The sequence below is a fragment of the Bradyrhizobium diazoefficiens genome (genome assembly GCF_016616235.1).
Classification (GTDB): domain Bacteria; phylum Pseudomonadota; class Alphaproteobacteria; order Rhizobiales; family Xanthobacteraceae; genus Bradyrhizobium; species Bradyrhizobium diazoefficiens_H.
This window is the reverse complement of sequence record NZ_CP067100.1, coordinates 6,435,057-6,451,728: the sequence shown is the minus strand read 5'-3', so window position 1 is coordinate 6,451,728 and position 16,672 is coordinate 6,435,057. Positions and strand designations below refer to the sequence as shown.

Here is a 16,672-nt window from a genome sequence, read left to right as displayed (position 1 = left end):
GCGTCATAAACATCGCCCCTCACGACCAGAGCCTACAGCGTCGGTTCGAACTGGCAGTGCACGAGCATCTCGGACACGGACGCGTTGTTCGGCAGCATGAGTGCGGTTTCCACCAGGCGGGCGATGTCGCCTGGCTGGCTCATCTCGTGGCGAGGGATCTCGTCGTCGTTCAGCGTCATGTCGGTGGCAACGTAGCCCGGGCAAATCACCGTTGCGCGAATGCCGGCCGCACGTCCTTCCCGGCGAATGCCGTGGGTGAGTGCGACCACCGCGAATTTGGTCATGGCGTAGCCGACATTGCTACCCACGCGCTTGCCGGCGAGGGAGCCCAGATTGACGACCCTGCCGTGGCCACACACGGCAAGATGAGGCAGAGTGGCCCTGACGAGGCGCAGAGGGCCCTTCACGTTAACGCGCCACATGTCGTCGAGGTCGTCCTCGCCCTCGTCGCAGACGCGAACTTTCGGGTTGATCCCCGCCGCATTGATAATGGCATCGACGCCGCCCCATCGTGCGACCGTGGCATTGACCCACGCGATCGGGCTTGCGGCATCTTCCGCGTCATAGCGATGCGTCATGAGGCGATCGCTTTCCGCAAGACGGCTCGCATCGCGAAGCCCCGCCGATACGCGGAAGCCCGACGACAGCAGCCGGTCGACGACGGCGCGTCCGATGCCGCGCGAAGCTCCCGAGACCATGACGATCCGATTGCCGACCTCCAACATCCGAGTCCGTCTCCTATAACTGAGCCAAGTGCATCACGAAATGTAAGGGAACGCGACCGGTAGCGAGTAAGAGAAATTCGCTCTGCCGGCATCGGGCGTGCTTATGGCTGGCAGGCCAGCGCATCCGGCCGGGATATTGGATGTCCTTATGAGGGCAGAACAAATCTGCTGTATGCCTACATCGGCCCATGCACGTAGTTTTGGCTGCCTGCAAAAGAGCCCCCGCAGATGGGATTTTCGGACTATCGAACGGCGTTGGTGACGGGCGCATCCTCGGGTATCGGGGCTGCGACGGTTCGGCGGCTCTGCGCCGAGGGGCTCGAGGTTCATGCGCTGGGGCGAGACCATCGGCGATTGGCGAGGCTCTCGGCTGAGACGGGCTGTCGAGCATGCGCGCTCGATGTGAACGATCTCGCCGCCCTGACACGGCTTGGGGGCTCGGCCGAGTTCGACGTCCTCGTCAATAGTGCCGGTCAGTCGCGGCGCAGCAATATCCTGGATACTGCACCGGACGATGTCGACACGCTGGTCGACGTCAATCTGCGCGCGGTCCTGCATCTGACGCGGCTCATCGTACCCAGTATGGCACAGCGCAACCGCGGCCACGTGATCAACATCTCGTCGATCGCCGGCCATTATGCCTTCGGCGAAAATGCAACGACATTCAATTCATCGGCGGCCTATCACGCGACCAAGTCGGGCATTCATTCGCTGTCGCAGCAATTGCGCATCGATCTCTACGGAACCTGCATTCGCATCACCGAAGTCTCGCCCGGGCGCGTGGCCACGAGCATCTTCCAGAACCAGAATGCCGCCGACAATCCGGATGCCCGCTTCGTCGGCGCGTTCGAGACGCTCCAGTCCGAAGACATCGCGGAAGCCATTGCCTTCGCGGTGGGGGCGCCGGCGCGGATGAACGTCGCGATGATCGAGGTCGTCCCCACGTTCCAGGTCGTCGGCGAACTGCGATTCGCCAGCCGATCCGACACCACGCGATTGAGAGAAATGACAAGTGGAGCCGACAATGCCTGAACTTGCAAACCGCCTCAAGACCGTGAAGGTGTCGGCCTCGGCGGCGATGACGGACAAGGCGCGTGAGCTCCGTGACGCAGGTGTCAAGATCGTCGGCCTATCGTCCGGGGAGCCCGATTTTCCGACGCCGCCGCATGCGATCGAGGCCGCTCATCGGGCGGCACTTGCCGGCGATACCAAATATCCGGCGCAGCCGGGGACCGCCGCCCTGAGGACCGCGGTGCAGCGCAAGTTCAAGCGCGAGAACAATCTCGACTATGCTCTTGACGAGATCCTGATCGCCAACGGCGGCAAGCAGATCATCTTCAACGCGCTGTTTGCGACCTGCAATCCCGGCGACGAGGTGGTCATTCCGGCCCCCGGCTGGATCACCTATGCGGACATCGTTCTCCTCGCGGAGGCGACGCCGGTCGCCGTGCCCTGTCCTGAGAACAACCGGTTCAAGCTCCGCCCGGCGGACCTCGATGCGGCAATCACGCCCAGGACGAAGTGGTTGATCCTGAATTTTCCCAACAATCCGACCGGGGCGGCATGCACGCGCGAGGAGATGCGTACGATCGCCGACGTCATGTTGAAGTACCCGGACGTGTGGATTCTCACCGACGACATCTATGAGCATCTCACCTATGATGGTTTCGAGTTCTGTACCATCGCTGAGGTTGAGCCACGGCTGAAGAACCGCGTCGTGACCGTCAACGGCGCGTCGAAGGCCTACGCCATGACCGGCTGGCGGGTCGGCTATTGCGGAGGTCCTAAGGACCTGATCGCGGCGATGAATAACGTCCATGGCCAGGCGACCGGCGGTATCTGCACGGTGAGCCAGGCGGCGGCGGTTGCGGTCCTGAACGGTCCGCAGGATTTCCTGAAGGAGCGCACGGACATCTATCGTGATCGGCGCGATCTCGTGGTCAAGCTTCTGAATCAGATCCCCGGCATCACCTGCCACAAGCCCCAAGGGGCGTTCTACGTGTTTCCGAACATCGCCGGCTGCATCGGCAAGACCACGAAGGGTGGGCGGCGGCTGGACACCGATGCCGACTTCATCTCGGCTTTGCTGGAGGAGCAGCATGTTGCTGCGGTGCACGGTGGCGCCTATGGCATGAGCCCGTATTTCCGCATTTCCTACGCGACCGATATCGGATCGCTCAAGGAAGGCTGCCGGCGTATCGCAAGCTTCTGCGAAAGCCTGCACTGACCGGGTATTCGAAATGCAAGGGGGAGGGCGCCCGGACGCTCGGCGAACGCCGTAACCAGCGGCGTTCGCAGGTCAAGATCGGAGCAATATCCCGAACCGGTTGTCATAATCGTTCCTGATGCCCCTAAACGAAGATGTTCTTGGTCCTGTAGAATGCCAACGCATAAGCTTTGTTCTAAAGAGGGGTAGTCTTGGTATCGCACAGTCGAGGACGGCCAGCGATGACCACCAGTGACGAGGCGGTGGCAGTTTTGACTGTTGAGGCGCCACCGGTCGCCCGGGAGAGATCGCGCTGGCGCTTGGCGTTGCCCGTCGGGGTTCTCGCCATCCCGATGTTGGCTTTCCTGACCTATTTCTTCTTCTATCCGGCGCTCGCCCTGCTGTTCTCGAGCATCCAGACGCAGGACAGCCGCGGCATCATCGGCCGCCCGTTCACGCTGGCGCATTATGCACGCCTCGTTAATGTCGAACTCTACGCGCGCGTGCTTTGGACGACGCTGCGGATCAGCATCATCACTTCGGCGCTTGCGACGGTGCTCGCCTATCCGGTCGCCCTGGTGATGGTCAAGAGCCGTCCGATGGTCACGCGGGTCATCACCTTGATCGTGATCGCGCCCTTGATCGTCAGCGTGGTGGTTCGTGGATACGGCTGGCAGCTGGTGCTCCAGAACGGCCCGAAGGGGATGTTGAATTGGATCCTGATGACGCTGCATGTCGTCGACGCACCGATATCCGTCCTCTACACCGAAACGGCCGTCGTGATCGGATCGCTGCACGTGTTCTTCCCGATGATGGTTCTGCCGTTGGCCTCCGCGCTTGGCAAGATCGATCCCAACCTGGAGGACGCGGCTCGCATGCTCGGGGCGCCTTGGTGGAAGGTCTTTCTTCGGGTGACGCTGCCCTTGAGCATGCCTGGCTTCGTGGCGGGCTTCACGCTGGTCTTTTCGCTCACCGCCGGCTCCTTCGTCATTCCTGCGATCCTGGGCGGGGCCTCGGCGGTAATGCTCGGCAATTTGATCGAGCAGCAGATCTTCGTCGTCTACGACTGGCCGTTCGGTGCTGCGATTGCCGTTGTACTCGTCGGCCTCGTTCTCGCGGTCAATGGCGTCTCGATGTGGCTTCTGGAAGGCCGGCGTCTCAGGAGGCCTGATTGATGGACGAGCGGTTTTCCGGCTTCGGTGCCTTCATCCTCTACACCATCACGGCCGGCATGATGCTGTTCATCCTGGCGCCGCTGCTCCTCGTCATGGCTGCGTCGGTCTCCGATTCCTATTTCGTGACCTTTCCGCCGCAGGGCTTCACGCTGAAATGGTATGCCAAGGTTCTCCAGGACCGCGACTTCCTCGAAGCGATGCGGCTCAGCATTTTGCTCGCGCTCGGCACGACGGTGGGCTCGCTGCTGTTCGGTGTGCCCGCGGCCTTCGCGCTGGTGCGCGGACATTTCGTCGGCCTCGCGGCAATCAAGGGTTTCCTGCTTTCGCCGCTGATATTTCCGGCCCTGATAACGGGCCTCGCGCTGCTCCAGGTCCTCAACAAGCTCGGCTCGACGGACGCACGGCTGAATCTTCTGATCGGCCATATCGTCGTGACCTCGCCCTATGTCATCCGGACAGTGGTTACCAGCCTGCAATTAGTCGACGAGAATCTGGAGGATGCCGCACGCACCCTCGGGGCCAGCCGGCTGCGAACCTTCTGGCGGGTGACGCTGCCGCAGATCGCCTCTGGCGTCGCCGCCGGCGGACTGTTTGCTTTCATGGTTTCGTTCGACAACTACCCTGTCACGATGTGGCTGGCGAACTCCGAATACTCGCCCGTTCCGCTGGTCTTGATGCGGCAGCTCGTCAATGTTTTCGATCCGTCCGTGCCGGCGATGTCGACCATCATCATTCTGATGGCAATGGTCGGCGTCTTGATTTTGGAAAAATTGGTAGGTCTTCGCCGCGCGCTGGCCGCCTGATTTGCTCTTGTAGATGGAGATAGGACCATGAGACTGACGCGTAGGACTCTCATCAAGGCCGGTGCATCCGCGGTCGCTTTCCCGACCATCATCAGCCGGGCCTGGTCGCAGGACGCCAGGCAGCTGCATGTTGGCGTTTACAACTCCGCGCTGGGTAAACTGATCCAGAAGGAGGTCATTCCCAAGTTCGAAGCCGAGTTCAAATGCCGGGTCTTCACGATCGAAGGCGCGACGCTCTCCAACATCGCCGCGCTTCGTGCAACGCGCGATACACCGCGGTTCAGCGTCATGATGATGGATGACGTCGGCATCCCCCAGGCCAAGCAGGAGGGCCTGATCGGCAAGCTCGACGCCGACAAGATCCCCAATCTGGCGAAGGTTTATCCGCGATATATTTTCGAGGACGGATACGGCGTCGGATTCTCGATCTCCAGCGCGGCGATGTTCATCAATCCGCAGGTGACCAAGCCGCTCAAGAGCTATGAAGAGATCTTCGATGCCAAATATCGCAAGCAGATCCTCCTCAACACGCCGAAGAATACCCAGAGCGTGCTGATGCTCATCGTTGCGGCCTCGCTCGTCACGGGCAAGCCGTTCAAGGAGGCGCAATATTTGGTCGATCAGGGCTGGGACAAGCTGGCGACGCTCAAGCCGAACGTGCTGACGATCTACGACAGCGAGGCGCAGGTGCTCCAGGTCGCGCAGGGGCAGGCGATGATCGGCGGCATCGAATATTCCAAGGCGATCTATCCGCACACCGCGAAGGGTCTGCCGCTCGACATGACCTTCCCGAAGGAAGGCGCGTTTACCGGCATCAACAGCATGACGATCGTCAAGAATGCACCGGAGCCGGAACTCGGAGCTGCCTTCATCAACCGTATCCTAGACCCGGCAGTCGCCAAGATGCTATCGGAGCAGACGCTGAGCGCGCCCTCGGTCGGCGGCATCGACTTCAAGCCTGAGACGGCAAAATACCTCGCTTATCCCGATACGAAGGCAACCGATCTCGGGCTCTTCACGCCGGACTGGAATTTCATCGTCCCGCGCCGCGGTCCCTGGCTGGAGAAATATAACGAGGTGTTCACGAGCTGAGTGGAGTCGTCATGAAATCTTCTGAAGTCAGGCTTGAGCGCCTCGGCAAGGAATACGGCCGCATGGTCGCGGTCGACAACGTGTCGCTCGCGATCGAGCCCGGGCACATGGTCGCTCTGCTCGGTCCGAGCGGATGCGGCAAGACGACCTGTCTCCGCATGATTGCGGGCCTGATCCGCCCGACATCCGGCGACGTCTTCGTCAACGACAAGAGGATGACCGGCGTGCCGGTGCATCGCCGCAACGTCGGGATGCTGTTCCAGAACTATGCCTTGTTCCCTCATCTGACTGTCGAGGAGAACATCGTATTCGGCCTGGAGATGCGCGGGATGTCCAAGGCGGATGCTGCGAGGAAGGTGAGCGAAGCTCTCAGTCTCGTCCAGCTGTCGAACTTCGGAAAGCGCTATCCGGCCCAGCTCTCCGGCGGTCAGCAACAGCGCGTCGCGCTGGGGCGTGCCCTGGTGATCGAGCCGGCAATGCTGCTGCTTGACGAGCCGCTCGGGGCGCTCGACAAGGGGCTTCGCGAGAGCATGCAGGTCGAGCTGCGCGCCCTGCAGCGCAGGCTCGGCCTGACCACCATCATGGTGACCCACGATCAGGACGAAGCGCTGACCATGGCTGACAAGATCGTGGTGATGCGCGATGGCAAGCTCGAGCAGGTCGGCTCGGCCACCGAAATTTACCAGCGTCCGGCTTCAAAATTCGTCGCGCAGTTCATCGGCGCCTCAAACCTGTTTGAAGGTCCGGTCGAGCAGCGCAATGGCAGTGGAGCGGTCATTCGCGTGTCGCCCGAATTGAGCCTTCAGGTCGAGCAGCTTCCAGCATCGGCGAGCGACGCGATGGTCTCGATCAGGCCCGAGGCGATCATCGTCGAGAGGGCTGGTCAGGCCTCGGCGGCGCAACCTGCGAACAGCGTGATGGCGCGTGTCGACCAGGCGATCTATCGCGGTTTCGTCAGTCACTATTACCTCAGGACGCCGAGTGGCGGGCAGATCATCGTGTTCGAGCAGAATCAGTCGCAACACGCGGGACTTCGATACGCTGTGGGCGAGGAAGTTGTCGCGCGGTGGGAGTCGCCGAGCAATCATATCATTGCCCGTCACTGACGCGCGATACGGGCGCAGCGGGCGCGGGCAATCGACATCCCTTATACCCATAGACGAACATCGTCTTGGATCGACTTGGGCTGTTTGGTTAGAACTGGAGACGGCGGCGCCGCAGGCGTTGGACCAATGAGGCCCTTTTGTCGATTAATCAGCCCAGCGCTCCCCTTGTCGGCGCGATCGAGAAAAGCCCGAAGATCAGCCTGATCGGCACGCTCGCGATGCTGGTCGAGGCACCGGGTGAGTTTGACCTGATTCAACAGGGACGCATCTGGGCGCTCGCGGATGCTGCGTCGTCGTGGCCGAATGTCCAGGAAGCCGTCATCGGCGTCACCAATGTGATGCTGGTATTCGAGCAGCCGCCTGCTGATATCGGCATGCTCGGCGCTTCGATCGTCGAGCTGTGGCATCGCTTGCCCGGCCGCAAGGCCGACGGCAAGGTCATCGAAATTCCTGTGATCTATGGCGGCGAGCTCGGCTTCGACTTGCCGGCGGTCGCGAAGCACACCGGACTGCCCGCGCGCGAGGTCATCAGAATTCATAGCGAGGGCGATTACACGGTCTGCGCCGTCGCGAGCTCGCCGGGGTTTGGTTATCTCCATGGTCTCGATCCGCGCATCCACATGCCGCGCAAATCAGTGCCCTCGCTCAACATGCGCGCGGGTTCGGTGACCATCGGCGGGATGCAGACCGGCGTCGCGGCGCTGTCGAGCCCCAATGGATGGAACGCGATCGGCTGGGCCTCTGTCGCCATGTTCGATCCGCAGCGCGAGCAACCGTCTCTCATGCTGCCGGGGGACCGTGTCAGATTCAGGATCGATCGGATCGAGCTATGATCGAGATCCTCGCCAGCCCCGCCTTCAATACGATCCAGGATCTCGGCCGGCATGGTGCGCGCGGCATCGGTGTGAGCACGTCCGGCGCCATGGATCCCGTCGCGCTCGCGGCCGGAAATGCACTGCTCGGCAATGAGGACGATGCGGCCGGCATCGAGATCCAGACATTTCCGTTCCGCCTGCGTTTCCAGGAGGACACGACATTTGCGCTCACGGGCGCCGATCACGTCTCGACGCTGGCCGGATTATCCATGCGCCCGTGGTGGTGCAAGCGGGCGAGGGCTGGCGACATTCTCGCGATCGGAACGCCGCGCCGCGGTGCGCGCGTCTACGCGACGTTCGGCGGCGGCCTCGACGTTCCGCGGGTGCTGGGTTCGCGCAGCACGCATCTGCGCGCCGGCTTCGGTGGGCTCGAGGGGCGAAGCTTGCAGACGGGCGACGTCATTCCGGTCGGCAAACCACCGCGAGAGGCTGCCCGCCGTTTCGACTTCGGCGCCGCGCCGCCGGACGTCGCGATCCCAGGCGCCGGCCCGCGAGATGACGGCGTGCTGCGGATACGTGTCATGCGGGCCGGTGAATATGATCTGTTTTCAGAGGCGATGCAGGCGAGGTTCTGGTCCACTGCGTGGAAGGCCAGTGCCCGGAGCGACCGCGGCGGATACCGTCTCACCGGAGACAAGTTGACATTGGACGCGCCGATCGAGATGCGCTCGCATGGCGTCGTGGCCGGCGTCGTGCAGGTGCCGCCGGCCGGCGAGCCGATCATCCAGATGAGCGACGCCAACACGGCAGGCGGCTATCCCAAGATGGCGGCCGTGATTCAGGCCGATCTCTGGCGCCTGGGCCAGGCGGCGCCAGGATCATTCATCACCTTCAGGGATGTGAGCTACCAGGACGCGGTCGCGGCCATGGCCCCCGTCAATGACTATCTCGCCAGCTTGCGGGCTGCCGCGGATCTTTATCGACAGCTTTGAGTGAACGTCAACGAGAACAAGAGCAGGGTGCGAACATGAAAGTCGGCATCAATTCGGACATGGGCGAAGGCTTCGGCAATTATCGCATCTGCGATGACGAGGCGCTGATGGGCATCGTCTCGTCCGCCAACGTGGCGTGCGGCTTCCACGCCGGGGATCCCATGACCATGGATCGCATGGTCCGCTTGGCAAAGCAGAAGGGAGTTGAGGTCGGTGCCCATCCGGGCCTGCCCGACCTGCTCGGGTTTGGCCGCCGCGTGATCCAGATGGATGCCGCCGAACTCGAGAAGCATATGGTCTATCAGATCGGCGCCTTGCAGGCGATCGCGGCCAATGCCGGCCACCGCGTGACCCATGTCAGCTTCCACGCCGCGATGGGCAATATGGTCAACGCGGACCCCGACATGGCTGATGTCGTCGCGCGCGCGATCGCGACCATCAACCGCGATTTCATCGTGTTCTCGCAGCCCGACGCCGAGATCGTGCGCGCCGCGCGCGGGGTCGGCTTGCGCGTCTTGACGTTGTTCCTGGCTGATCGGGCGTATGACGAGAACGCCCATCTGGTCTCCCGCAAGCTTCCCAATTCCGTCATCACCTCGCAGGAAGCGGTAGCTGAACGGGTCAAGCAGTTCCTGGACAGTGGAACCGTGAAGACCATCGAGGGCAAGTCGATCAAGATCGAGGCCCGCTCGATCCTGATCCACAGCGACACGCCTGGATCGGTCGATCTCGCCCGCACGGTTCGCCGCGTGATCGAACAGGGCGGCGGCGAAGTCACGCCTGCAACTGTACTGCTCAATTGAGCGGGTTGCCTGGCGCGAGCGGAAGGATGCGCACGATCGGAGTGCCGTATCCGACCATGGCGCCGGTTTCCGCGATCACGGCATCGACGACGCCCGCGGTGGGCGCAACGACGGGTGCATACAATAGCCCGATCTTCACCAGGCCGAGCGTCGCGCCAGCCTCGATGCGCTGGCCGGGCGCGACGAACGGCTTGTCCTGCCAGGGATGGGCCGCACGGAAATGTCCCGCGACATCGGCTTTCGCCATGACGAAATGATCGGCGGCAGGGGCGGTTGCGGCGGCACGCGATGCAGACGCTGCCGTGCGGAGCCTTGTGTCCACAACGAGCTTCAGGGTCAGTCCCGACTCCTCGATCTCGATCGTGTCGACGCCGGAGTTTTCGAGGATCTGCGCCAGCCGCGCGATATCGGTTGTCTCTATCGGCATGTTCGGGCCTCCTCGACAAGACGCATATTGGCCCGCAGCCGGTCGAGATATGCCGACATCTCGCCTTCGGCTGCAAGCGCATCAGTGTAGGCGCTCTGCTCGAACCGCAGCTTGCCGCCGAGCCGCGCCTGCCCGACGCGCCACAGGTCGGCCCCGATCACGGTCGCGATCTTCGGATAGCCGCCGGATGTCTGCGCATCTCTCATCTGGATGATGGGCTGTCCGTTGGGGGGAATCTGGATGACACCCGGAACGATGCCGTGCGAGCGCTTTTCGACCGGCGCTTTCGGCTTCACCGCGGGGCCTTGCAGGCGGTAACCATAGCGATTGCTTTGCGGCGTGATCGTCCAGCTGCTGGACCAGAACAAGTCCTGCGCCGTGGCGTCGAACGCCTCATACTCACCGGCAACGATGACCCTGACGATGGTCTCGTCCGCAGCATCGTTCGTTCGCGCCAGCGTGATGCCGGCGGGCTCGATCCCGAGCTCGCCAAAGACTGCGGTCGACGCAGCGCAGGGCAGGATGTCGCCCGCCTGCAGCGGCCGTCCGTGCAAGCCGCCGAACTCGCCGCGAAACTGCGTGCTGCGCGAGCCCATCACCATCGGCACGTCGATGCCGCCGCTGACGGCCAGATAGCTTCGTGCGCCGTGAGACATCGCCTTGATGTTCAGAATATCTCCGGCGCGCGCGTACGAGCGCCACCACGGCGGAATGGCGCGTCCTGCGATCTCGGCCTCGACGGCGGCGCCGGTGAGCGCAAAAGCGATGTTCCGATCGAAGCGGAGCCTGAACGGCATCATCGGGATTTCGACGGCGGCGGCATTCTCGTCATTGCCGAGCATGATGTTGCCGGCGCGCAGCGCGACATCGTCCATCGCACCCGAGGTGCCGACCCCGAAGCGGTACTGGTCGAAGCGCCCGAGATCCTGGATGCTGGCGGGGCCTGTGACTGACAGGATCTCGATCACTGGATCACCCGTTCGATCTCGAAACGGATCGTATCGCCCGGTGCGAGCGCGGCTGGCGTCGGCCAGGATGGGTCGAAGAAAGTCCAGCTCGTGTGTCCGATAGCGTGCCAGCCGCTGGGGCCGGGAGAGGCGGAGACGCCGGTCTGCAACCCGCCGATCGATACCGAGCCGCCGGCGGAGCGTTGCAACGGTGTCTGTCGTCGCGGCATGGTGATGCGCGGGTCCATGCCGCCAAGATAGCAATAGCCGGGATGGCTACCCAGCGCGAAGACCGTGTAGAGCGGCGCGGCATGGATCGCCACGACGTCATCGACGGACAGGCTGCAATGATCGGCGACGGACCGGAGCTGCGATCCGATCTCGCCGCCATAGGTGACCGGTAGCCTGATCTCGCGACCGCCGATGACGAGGCCTTCCGCCCTATCCCAGCCGTCGTTGAGAGCGGCGATCAGGGCGTCGAGTTGGCGAGGAGGCGTTGCGAAGGTCAGCATCAGGTTGGTGATGCCTGGAACGGCTTCGCGAATGCCAGGCCATTTCGATGCCGTGGCGGCCAGTGCCCAGATGCGTCGCTGCTGCGGCAGGTCGAACGCCCCGGGGGCCTCGAACAGGAGAGCCGATGTACCGAGCAGGCTGATCCGCGGCCGGTCGGGCACGGTCATTGTGCGGCCATCTTCGCATTCATCCAGTGTTCGAGATGGTGGATATCGAAGCCGCCACGGCAGAATGTCGGGTCCGAAAGGATCGCCTGGTGCAAGGGCACGTTGGTCCGGATGCCTTCGGCGCGCAGTTCGGACAAGGCGACGCGCGCGCGGGCCAGGGCCTCGTCGCGAGTGCTGCCGTGGGCGATCAGCTTGCCGATCAGGGAGTCATAGTGACGCGGTACCGTGGCGCCCGCCGCGATATGGGAGTCGACGCGAATGCCGATGCCGCCGGGCACGTCCCAGCGCGTCACCGTGCCGGGCGACGGCGTGAAGGTGGCGGGATCTTCGGCATTGATGCGAAATTCGACGGCATGGCCGGCAGGCGCGATGTCGCCTTGCGCGATCCCGAGGTGCTCGCCGCGCGCAATGCGAATCTGTTCCTTGACGATGTCGATACCCGTCGTCATCTCGGTGACGGGATGCTCCACCTGGACGCGCGTGTTCATCTCGATGAAGAAGAACTGCCCGTTCTCGTAGAGGAACTCGAACGTGCCGGCGCCGCGATAGCCGATCCGCCGGCAGGCTTCGACGCAGCTCGCGCCGACCTGCTCGATCAGCGTGCGATCGATGCCCGGCGCGGGAGCTTCCTCGACGACCTTCTGGTTCCTGCGCTGGAGCGAGCAGTCGCGGTCACCGAGCCAGAGATGGTTGTCGTGCTGATCGCACAGCACCTGAATCTCGATATGGCGCGGCTTCTCGAGGAATTTCTCGATATAGACCGCAGCGTTTCCGAAGGCCTTGCCGGCTTCCGCGCGCGTCAGCGCAAGCGCCTCGTCCAGCGCCTCTTCCTTGCGCACGATCCGCATGCCGCGGCCGCCGCCACCGCCGGCGGCCTTGATGATGACGGGATATCCGATGTCCCGCGCGATCGCGCGCACCTCCGCCGGATCATCCGGCAGCGCGCTGTCCGGCCCGGGTACGCAAGGCACACCCGCCAGCCGCATCGCGCGCTTGGCGGCAACCTTGTCGCCCATGGTCCGGATGCACTCCGCGGGAGGGCCAATGAAGGTGAGACCGGCGCGCACGACCCGATCGGCGAACTCCGCGCTTTCCGAGAGAAACCCGTATCCCGGGTGGATCGCCTGGGCGCCGCTGACTTCGGCCGCGAGCAGGATCGCCGCCACGTTGAGATAGGTGCTGTTCGCCGGCGCAGGTCCGATGCAGAGTGCCTGATCGGCGAGTGCGACATAGCGCGCGTCGCTGTCTGCTTCCGAGTGAATGACGACCGTCTTGAGACCCATGGTCCGACAGGCGCGCTGGATACGGAGCGCGATCTCACCGCGGTTGGCGATCAGGACCTTGTCGAACATCAGGATGAACCCGCAGGACCGATCCGGAACAGCGCTTGCCCCGCTGCGATCTCGTCACCATTTTCGGCAAGGACCGCAAGCACGACGCCGGACGTCTCGGCGGCGATATCGATGAAGGTCTTCATCGCTTCGATCGTGCATATCTTTTGCCCGGCCTCGACCCTCGCGCCGACCTCGACCAGCGGGGGCTCGTCCGGCGCTGCAGACCGGTAGAACACGCCGTGCATCGGCGCGGAGACGACGATATCGGCGGGGGCGCCGGGCGCTGGGCCGTCCTTATGATTGGCGGAAGGAATTTGCGGATCGCTTCCGCCGGCAGGGCGAGCCGGGGCCGGCGGCGCTTCCGCAGACGGGCGCTTGAGGATGCGGATGCGGGTTCCGTCTTGCGTCAGATCCAGCTCCGCGATCGACGAGCGGGCAACCAGATCCACGAGTTGTTCGATCTTGGCGAAGTCCACGGTCACGCTCCGCGTTGACGGCCTATCGCGCTCGGGGCCTCACGCATTACTCAGCCGGCGGCCTGCTCTTCTGCGCGAAATTGAGGCCGCCGACGACTTGCTGGGTCGGCAGGACCTCCATGAAGGCGACGTTCATGCGCGCCGGCGATCCAATCGCAAAGGCGATCGAATTGGCAATGTCTTCGGGCTGGAGAGCATCATAATCGTCGAAGAAGCGGCGCTTGGCTTCAGCCAGATCGCCCAGCAGCCGTCCGAAGACTTCGGTCTCGACCCGTGCCGGCGATATCTCGGTGACGCGAACCCTGGTTCCGTAGAGATCGACGCGCAATTGCTGCGACAGGGAGTGAATGCCGGCTTTCGTGGCGTGATACACGGTGTTGCCGCCGGCGAATGCATAGTGGCCAGCGATGGAGGAGATATTGACGACGTGGCCGCGGTCGCGACTTGCCATGCCCGGCACGACGAGGTGCGTCAGGTGCAGGACCGCGCGCAGATTAACGTCGATGAGCGCGTCGATATCCTCTGGCGTGGTACCCAGGATGTTGCCGCGCCGGGACTGCCCGGCATTGTTGACGAGGACATCGAACTCGGCCGACTTCGCCAGTGCCGCAAGCGCGTCGAGATCGCTGATGTCGACGGCGCAGGGCTGGCATCCGGTCTCCGCGGCCAAGGCGCTCAAGCGAGCGGCGTCGCGTGCCACGGCGTGAACCTGGAGCCCTTCCGCGCTCAGGCGCCGAACCGTCGCGGCCCCAATCCCAGAGGACGCGCCCGTCACCAAGGCCGTCCGATAATCCGAAAATCCCATCCGCGAGGGCTCCTCTGCTACCGTCCGACCCGCTGGTGGCGTCGGCTGTAACGCGAGCGGAGGACGAGTTCAGCACTAGCTATAGGCCCCTCAGGTTCCCGGTGGTAAGAACAATTCCTTCTGATCCCATAGCTTCAGCCTATTGCTGCTGCATTGCTCCCCGTCTGGATATCCGGAGACGCCGTATTGGATACGAAACGTTTGGAGGCCTTCATCAAGGTCGTGGATCTCGGCAGCATGACGAGCGCGGCCAAGGTGCTGAATGTCGCGCAGCCGGCGCTGAGTCAGCATATCGCGAGCCTGGAGGCGGACTTCAAGTGCAAGCTGCTCGATCGCAGTGCCCGCGGGGTCAAGCCCACCGAAGCAGGACGAATCCTCTACCGCTATGCCAAGTCGATCCAGCGGCAGATCGAGGAGGCCAGGCGCACCATTCTGGACAGCAAGCCGGAGTTGACCGGCAATGTCACGATCGGTCTGGCCCCGCTCAGCTCGGCGGCGTTGCTCGCGACCCCGCTACTGATGCAGGTGCGTGAACGCTATCCCGGCATCGTGCCGCACATCTACGACAGCTCCGGGGTCATGCTCAGCGAGATGATCCTGAAGGGGAGCATGGATATCGCTGTCCTCTACGGCGAACGCCCGGTGACCGGTCTCGACTACAAGCCGCTGATGCGCGAGTACTTTTATCTTGTCGTGCCCCGCAGCATGTCTCCGGAGCAGATGCCTGCAGAGGAAGTATCGGCGACGGAGGTCGCGCAATTCGACCTGCTTCTTCCATATCGGGAGTCCTTCCTGCGACAAACGGTCGAGCGCGTCTGCGCCGAGGTGGGACTCCGCCCGCGCATCGTTGCCGAGATCCATTCCCAATCGACTCTATCTTCGGCGATTGCAGCCGGAGTAGGGGCGGCAGTGCTGCCCATGTCGATCGCAAAGGAATTGCCGAACGTCGACGAACTCTGCATTCGGCGGATCAATGCGCCGTCGGCCTCACAACAGATGTCGCTGTGCATTTCAGATAGCGCAGCGTTGTCCGATGCCGCGTTCGCCGTCTACAAAATATTGCTTGAGATCATCGTCAAGACCTGGGGGCCGCTCGAGCTCCATCTCGGCCCGGCGACTATTGCGATGGGGGGCTCAACGTCGTCTGTGGACACGCCGAAGGACGAGCCATAACGAAACACGATGCGGCAATCCCAAAATCTGAATTTGCCGCGCCAAGGCGGTTGGTTATGGAGGTGTAACGGAAATCGCGGCTGCAAGGAGGTTATCATGGTGCACGTGATCAGGACATTCGATCGGCCCTCTGCCGAGCTTGTCGAGCGCATCAAGAAGTTTCCTCCGTCCACCCTTCACGAGGCGCAGGGGCGATTGGGCGCGCTGACTTCCCGCATCAAGCCGATCTATTCCGGGATGCGCGCCTGCGGACCGGCGCTGACGGTGAGCTGCCATCCAGCTGACAACATGATGCTGATCACGGCGATTTCGCTGGCCAAGCCGGGCGACGTGCTCGTGGTGAGCGCGGGCGATCATCCCGAGCAGGGCGGCTTCGGCGAAGTACTGGCGACGGCCTGCGTCGCCAAGGGCATCGTCGGGCTGGTCACTGATGCCGGCGTTCGCGATGGTCTCGCGGTGCGCGGCACCGGCTTCAACGTCTTCTCCTACGGCCTCTGCATGAAGGGCACTGTTAAAGAGACGCTTGGCACCATCAATCAGCCAATCGTCATCGGCGGGATTACGCTTCGTCCCGGCGATATCGTCAGTGCCGACGACGACGGTGTGGTGATCGTGCCCAAGGAGAACATTGCCGACGTTTGCGTCAAGTCGGCTGCGCGCGAGGAGAAGGAGGCCGGCATCATGAAGGCACTCAAGGCCGGCGGTGACATCCTCGAACTCTCCGGCATAGGCAAGGTGCTGGAGTCCAAGGCCTGCACCTTCGCCTGAGGGGTCACGCGCCGCAGGCGCGCAATAACGAGAAGGACCAACTGGCAGGCCATTCTCGGCTCGGGTACCGCGTCGTCGACAATTGCGCGAAGCTATCGGATGGCTGGCAGCCCACCGACGTCGCCTGCGTCGCAGTCGACAACAAGGATTGCATCTACGTCATCATGGGGGCTCGGTCGATGGTGGAATCGACGATAACAGCCGGCGTTCTATCGTCTGGAGCGTACCCGGCGACCGATCTACCTTGGCTTCCCTCGTCTACGTGCCAAAGCTCAGAATCGCTATCGTCCCGCCCACGTGCGACACATCCGGCAGGCCCTCGACCGGTACGTCGAAAGCTTTTGG

General features: G+C 63.1%; 18 protein-coding genes. 11 read left to right on the top strand and 7 right to left on the bottom strand.

What is annotated here, in order from left to right; all coding sequences use genetic code 11:
* Nucleotides 1–32: 32 nt before the first annotated feature.
* Nucleotides 33–725: an SDR family NAD(P)-dependent oxidoreductase gene (locus JJB99_RS30715; protein ID WP_200495962.1), complete on the bottom strand. Its 693-nt coding sequence runs from the start codon at nucleotides 723–725 to the stop codon at nucleotides 33–35.
* A 228-nt stretch (nucleotides 726–953) separates the two neighbouring features.
* Here JJB99_RS30715 and JJB99_RS30710 point away from each other — a divergent pair, with 228 nt between their 5' ends.
* From JJB99_RS30710 to JJB99_RS30670, 9 genes are all read left to right on the top strand, one after another.
* Complete coding sequence (locus JJB99_RS30710) at nucleotides 954–1,757, top strand: SDR family oxidoreductase (protein WP_200495961.1); 804 nt, start codon at nucleotides 954–956, stop codon at nucleotides 1,755–1,757.
* Nucleotides 1,750–2,952 (top strand): pyridoxal phosphate-dependent aminotransferase, encoded by a 1,203-nt coding sequence (locus tag JJB99_RS30705; protein ID WP_200495960.1) that lies wholly within the window; start codon nucleotides 1,750–1,752, stop codon nucleotides 2,950–2,952. The genes JJB99_RS30710 and JJB99_RS30705 overlap by 8 nt, the downstream gene beginning before the upstream one ends.
* Nucleotides 2,953–3,173: 221 nt before the next feature.
* Complete coding sequence (locus JJB99_RS30700; protein WP_200298554.1) at nucleotides 3,174–4,106, top strand: ABC transporter permease; 933 nt, start codon at nucleotides 3,174–3,176, stop codon at nucleotides 4,104–4,106.
* Nucleotides 4,106–4,909, top strand: a complete 804-nt coding sequence (locus tag JJB99_RS30695; RefSeq protein ID WP_200495959.1) for an ABC transporter permease — start codon at nucleotides 4,106–4,108, stop codon at nucleotides 4,907–4,909. The genes JJB99_RS30700 and JJB99_RS30695 overlap by 1 nt, the downstream gene beginning before the upstream one ends.
* Nucleotides 4,910–4,936: 27 nt before the next feature.
* Entirely contained in the window at nucleotides 4,937–6,001 is a 1,065-nt protein-coding gene (locus tag JJB99_RS30690; RefSeq protein WP_200495958.1) for an extracellular solute-binding protein, read from the top strand.
* Between the two features lie 11 nt (nucleotides 6,002–6,012).
* A complete protein-coding gene (locus JJB99_RS30685) occupies nucleotides 6,013–7,107 on the top strand; it encodes an ABC transporter ATP-binding protein (RefSeq protein ID WP_200495957.1) in 1,095 nt (364 codons plus the stop codon).
* 137 nt (nucleotides 7,108–7,244) lie between these two features.
* Complete coding sequence (gene pxpB, locus JJB99_RS30680; protein WP_200495956.1) at nucleotides 7,245–7,940, top strand: 5-oxoprolinase subunit PxpB; 696 nt, start codon at nucleotides 7,245–7,247, stop codon at nucleotides 7,938–7,940.
* Nucleotides 7,937–8,914: a biotin-dependent carboxyltransferase family protein gene (locus tag JJB99_RS30675; protein WP_200495955.1), complete on the top strand. Its 978-nt coding sequence runs from the start codon at nucleotides 7,937–7,939 to the stop codon at nucleotides 8,912–8,914. The genes pxpB (JJB99_RS30680) and JJB99_RS30675 overlap by 4 nt, the downstream gene beginning before the upstream one ends.
* A 35-nt stretch (nucleotides 8,915–8,949) precedes the next feature.
* Nucleotides 8,950–9,717 (top strand): LamB/YcsF family protein, encoded by a 768-nt coding sequence (locus tag JJB99_RS30670; RefSeq protein ID WP_200495954.1) that lies wholly within the window; start codon nucleotides 8,950–8,952, stop codon nucleotides 9,715–9,717.
* On the opposite strand, the gene JJB99_RS30665 is transcribed toward JJB99_RS30670, so the two are convergent.
* The 6 genes from JJB99_RS30665 to JJB99_RS30640 are packed head-to-tail and all read right to left on the bottom strand — an operon-like array spanning nucleotide 9,710 to nucleotide 14,386.
* Nucleotides 9,710–10,144: an acetyl-CoA carboxylase biotin carboxyl carrier protein gene (locus JJB99_RS30665; protein WP_200495953.1), complete on the bottom strand. Its 435-nt coding sequence runs from the start codon at nucleotides 10,142–10,144 to the stop codon at nucleotides 9,710–9,712. The genes JJB99_RS30670 and JJB99_RS30665 overlap by 8 nt on opposite strands.
* Complete coding sequence (locus JJB99_RS30660; RefSeq protein WP_200495952.1) at nucleotides 10,135–11,112, bottom strand: biotin-dependent carboxyltransferase family protein; 978 nt, start codon at nucleotides 11,110–11,112, stop codon at nucleotides 10,135–10,137. The genes JJB99_RS30665 and JJB99_RS30660 overlap by 10 nt, the downstream gene beginning before the upstream one ends.
* Nucleotides 11,109–11,771: a 5-oxoprolinase subunit PxpB gene (gene pxpB / locus JJB99_RS30655; RefSeq protein ID WP_200495951.1), complete on the bottom strand. Its 663-nt coding sequence runs from the start codon at nucleotides 11,769–11,771 to the stop codon at nucleotides 11,109–11,111. The genes JJB99_RS30660 and pxpB (JJB99_RS30655) overlap by 4 nt, the downstream gene beginning before the upstream one ends.
* Nucleotides 11,768–13,123, bottom strand: a complete 1,356-nt coding sequence (accC, locus tag JJB99_RS30650; RefSeq protein ID WP_200495950.1) for an acetyl-CoA carboxylase biotin carboxylase subunit — start codon at nucleotides 13,121–13,123, stop codon at nucleotides 11,768–11,770. The genes pxpB (JJB99_RS30655) and accC overlap by 4 nt, the downstream gene beginning before the upstream one ends.
* The gene (locus JJB99_RS36455) at nucleotides 13,123–13,581 is read right to left on the bottom strand and encodes an acetyl-CoA carboxylase biotin carboxyl carrier protein (RefSeq protein ID WP_246775040.1); all 459 of its coding nucleotides are present in this window, start codon (nucleotides 13,579–13,581) and stop codon (nucleotides 13,123–13,125) included. Before JJB99_RS36455 ends, accC begins: the two co-directional genes overlap by 1 nt.
* 46 nt (nucleotides 13,582–13,627) lie before the next feature.
* Nucleotides 13,628–14,386 (bottom strand): SDR family oxidoreductase, encoded by a 759-nt coding sequence (locus JJB99_RS30640; protein WP_200495949.1) that lies wholly within the window; start codon nucleotides 14,384–14,386, stop codon nucleotides 13,628–13,630.
* Nucleotides 14,387–14,572: 186 nt separating this feature from the next.
* Here JJB99_RS30640 and JJB99_RS30635 point away from each other — a divergent pair, with 186 nt between their 5' ends.
* Nucleotides 14,573–15,559 carry a LysR substrate-binding domain-containing protein gene (locus JJB99_RS30635; protein WP_200495948.1) on the top strand — a complete coding sequence of 329 codons (987 nt, stop codon included), beginning with the start codon at nucleotides 14,573–14,575 and terminating at the stop codon, nucleotides 15,557–15,559.
* 96 nt (nucleotides 15,560–15,655) lie between these two features.
* A complete protein-coding gene (locus JJB99_RS30630) occupies nucleotides 15,656–16,327 on the top strand; it encodes a 4-carboxy-4-hydroxy-2-oxoadipate aldolase/oxaloacetate decarboxylase (RefSeq protein WP_200495947.1) in 672 nt (223 codons plus the stop codon).
* Nucleotides 16,328–16,672: the final 345 nt, after the last annotated feature.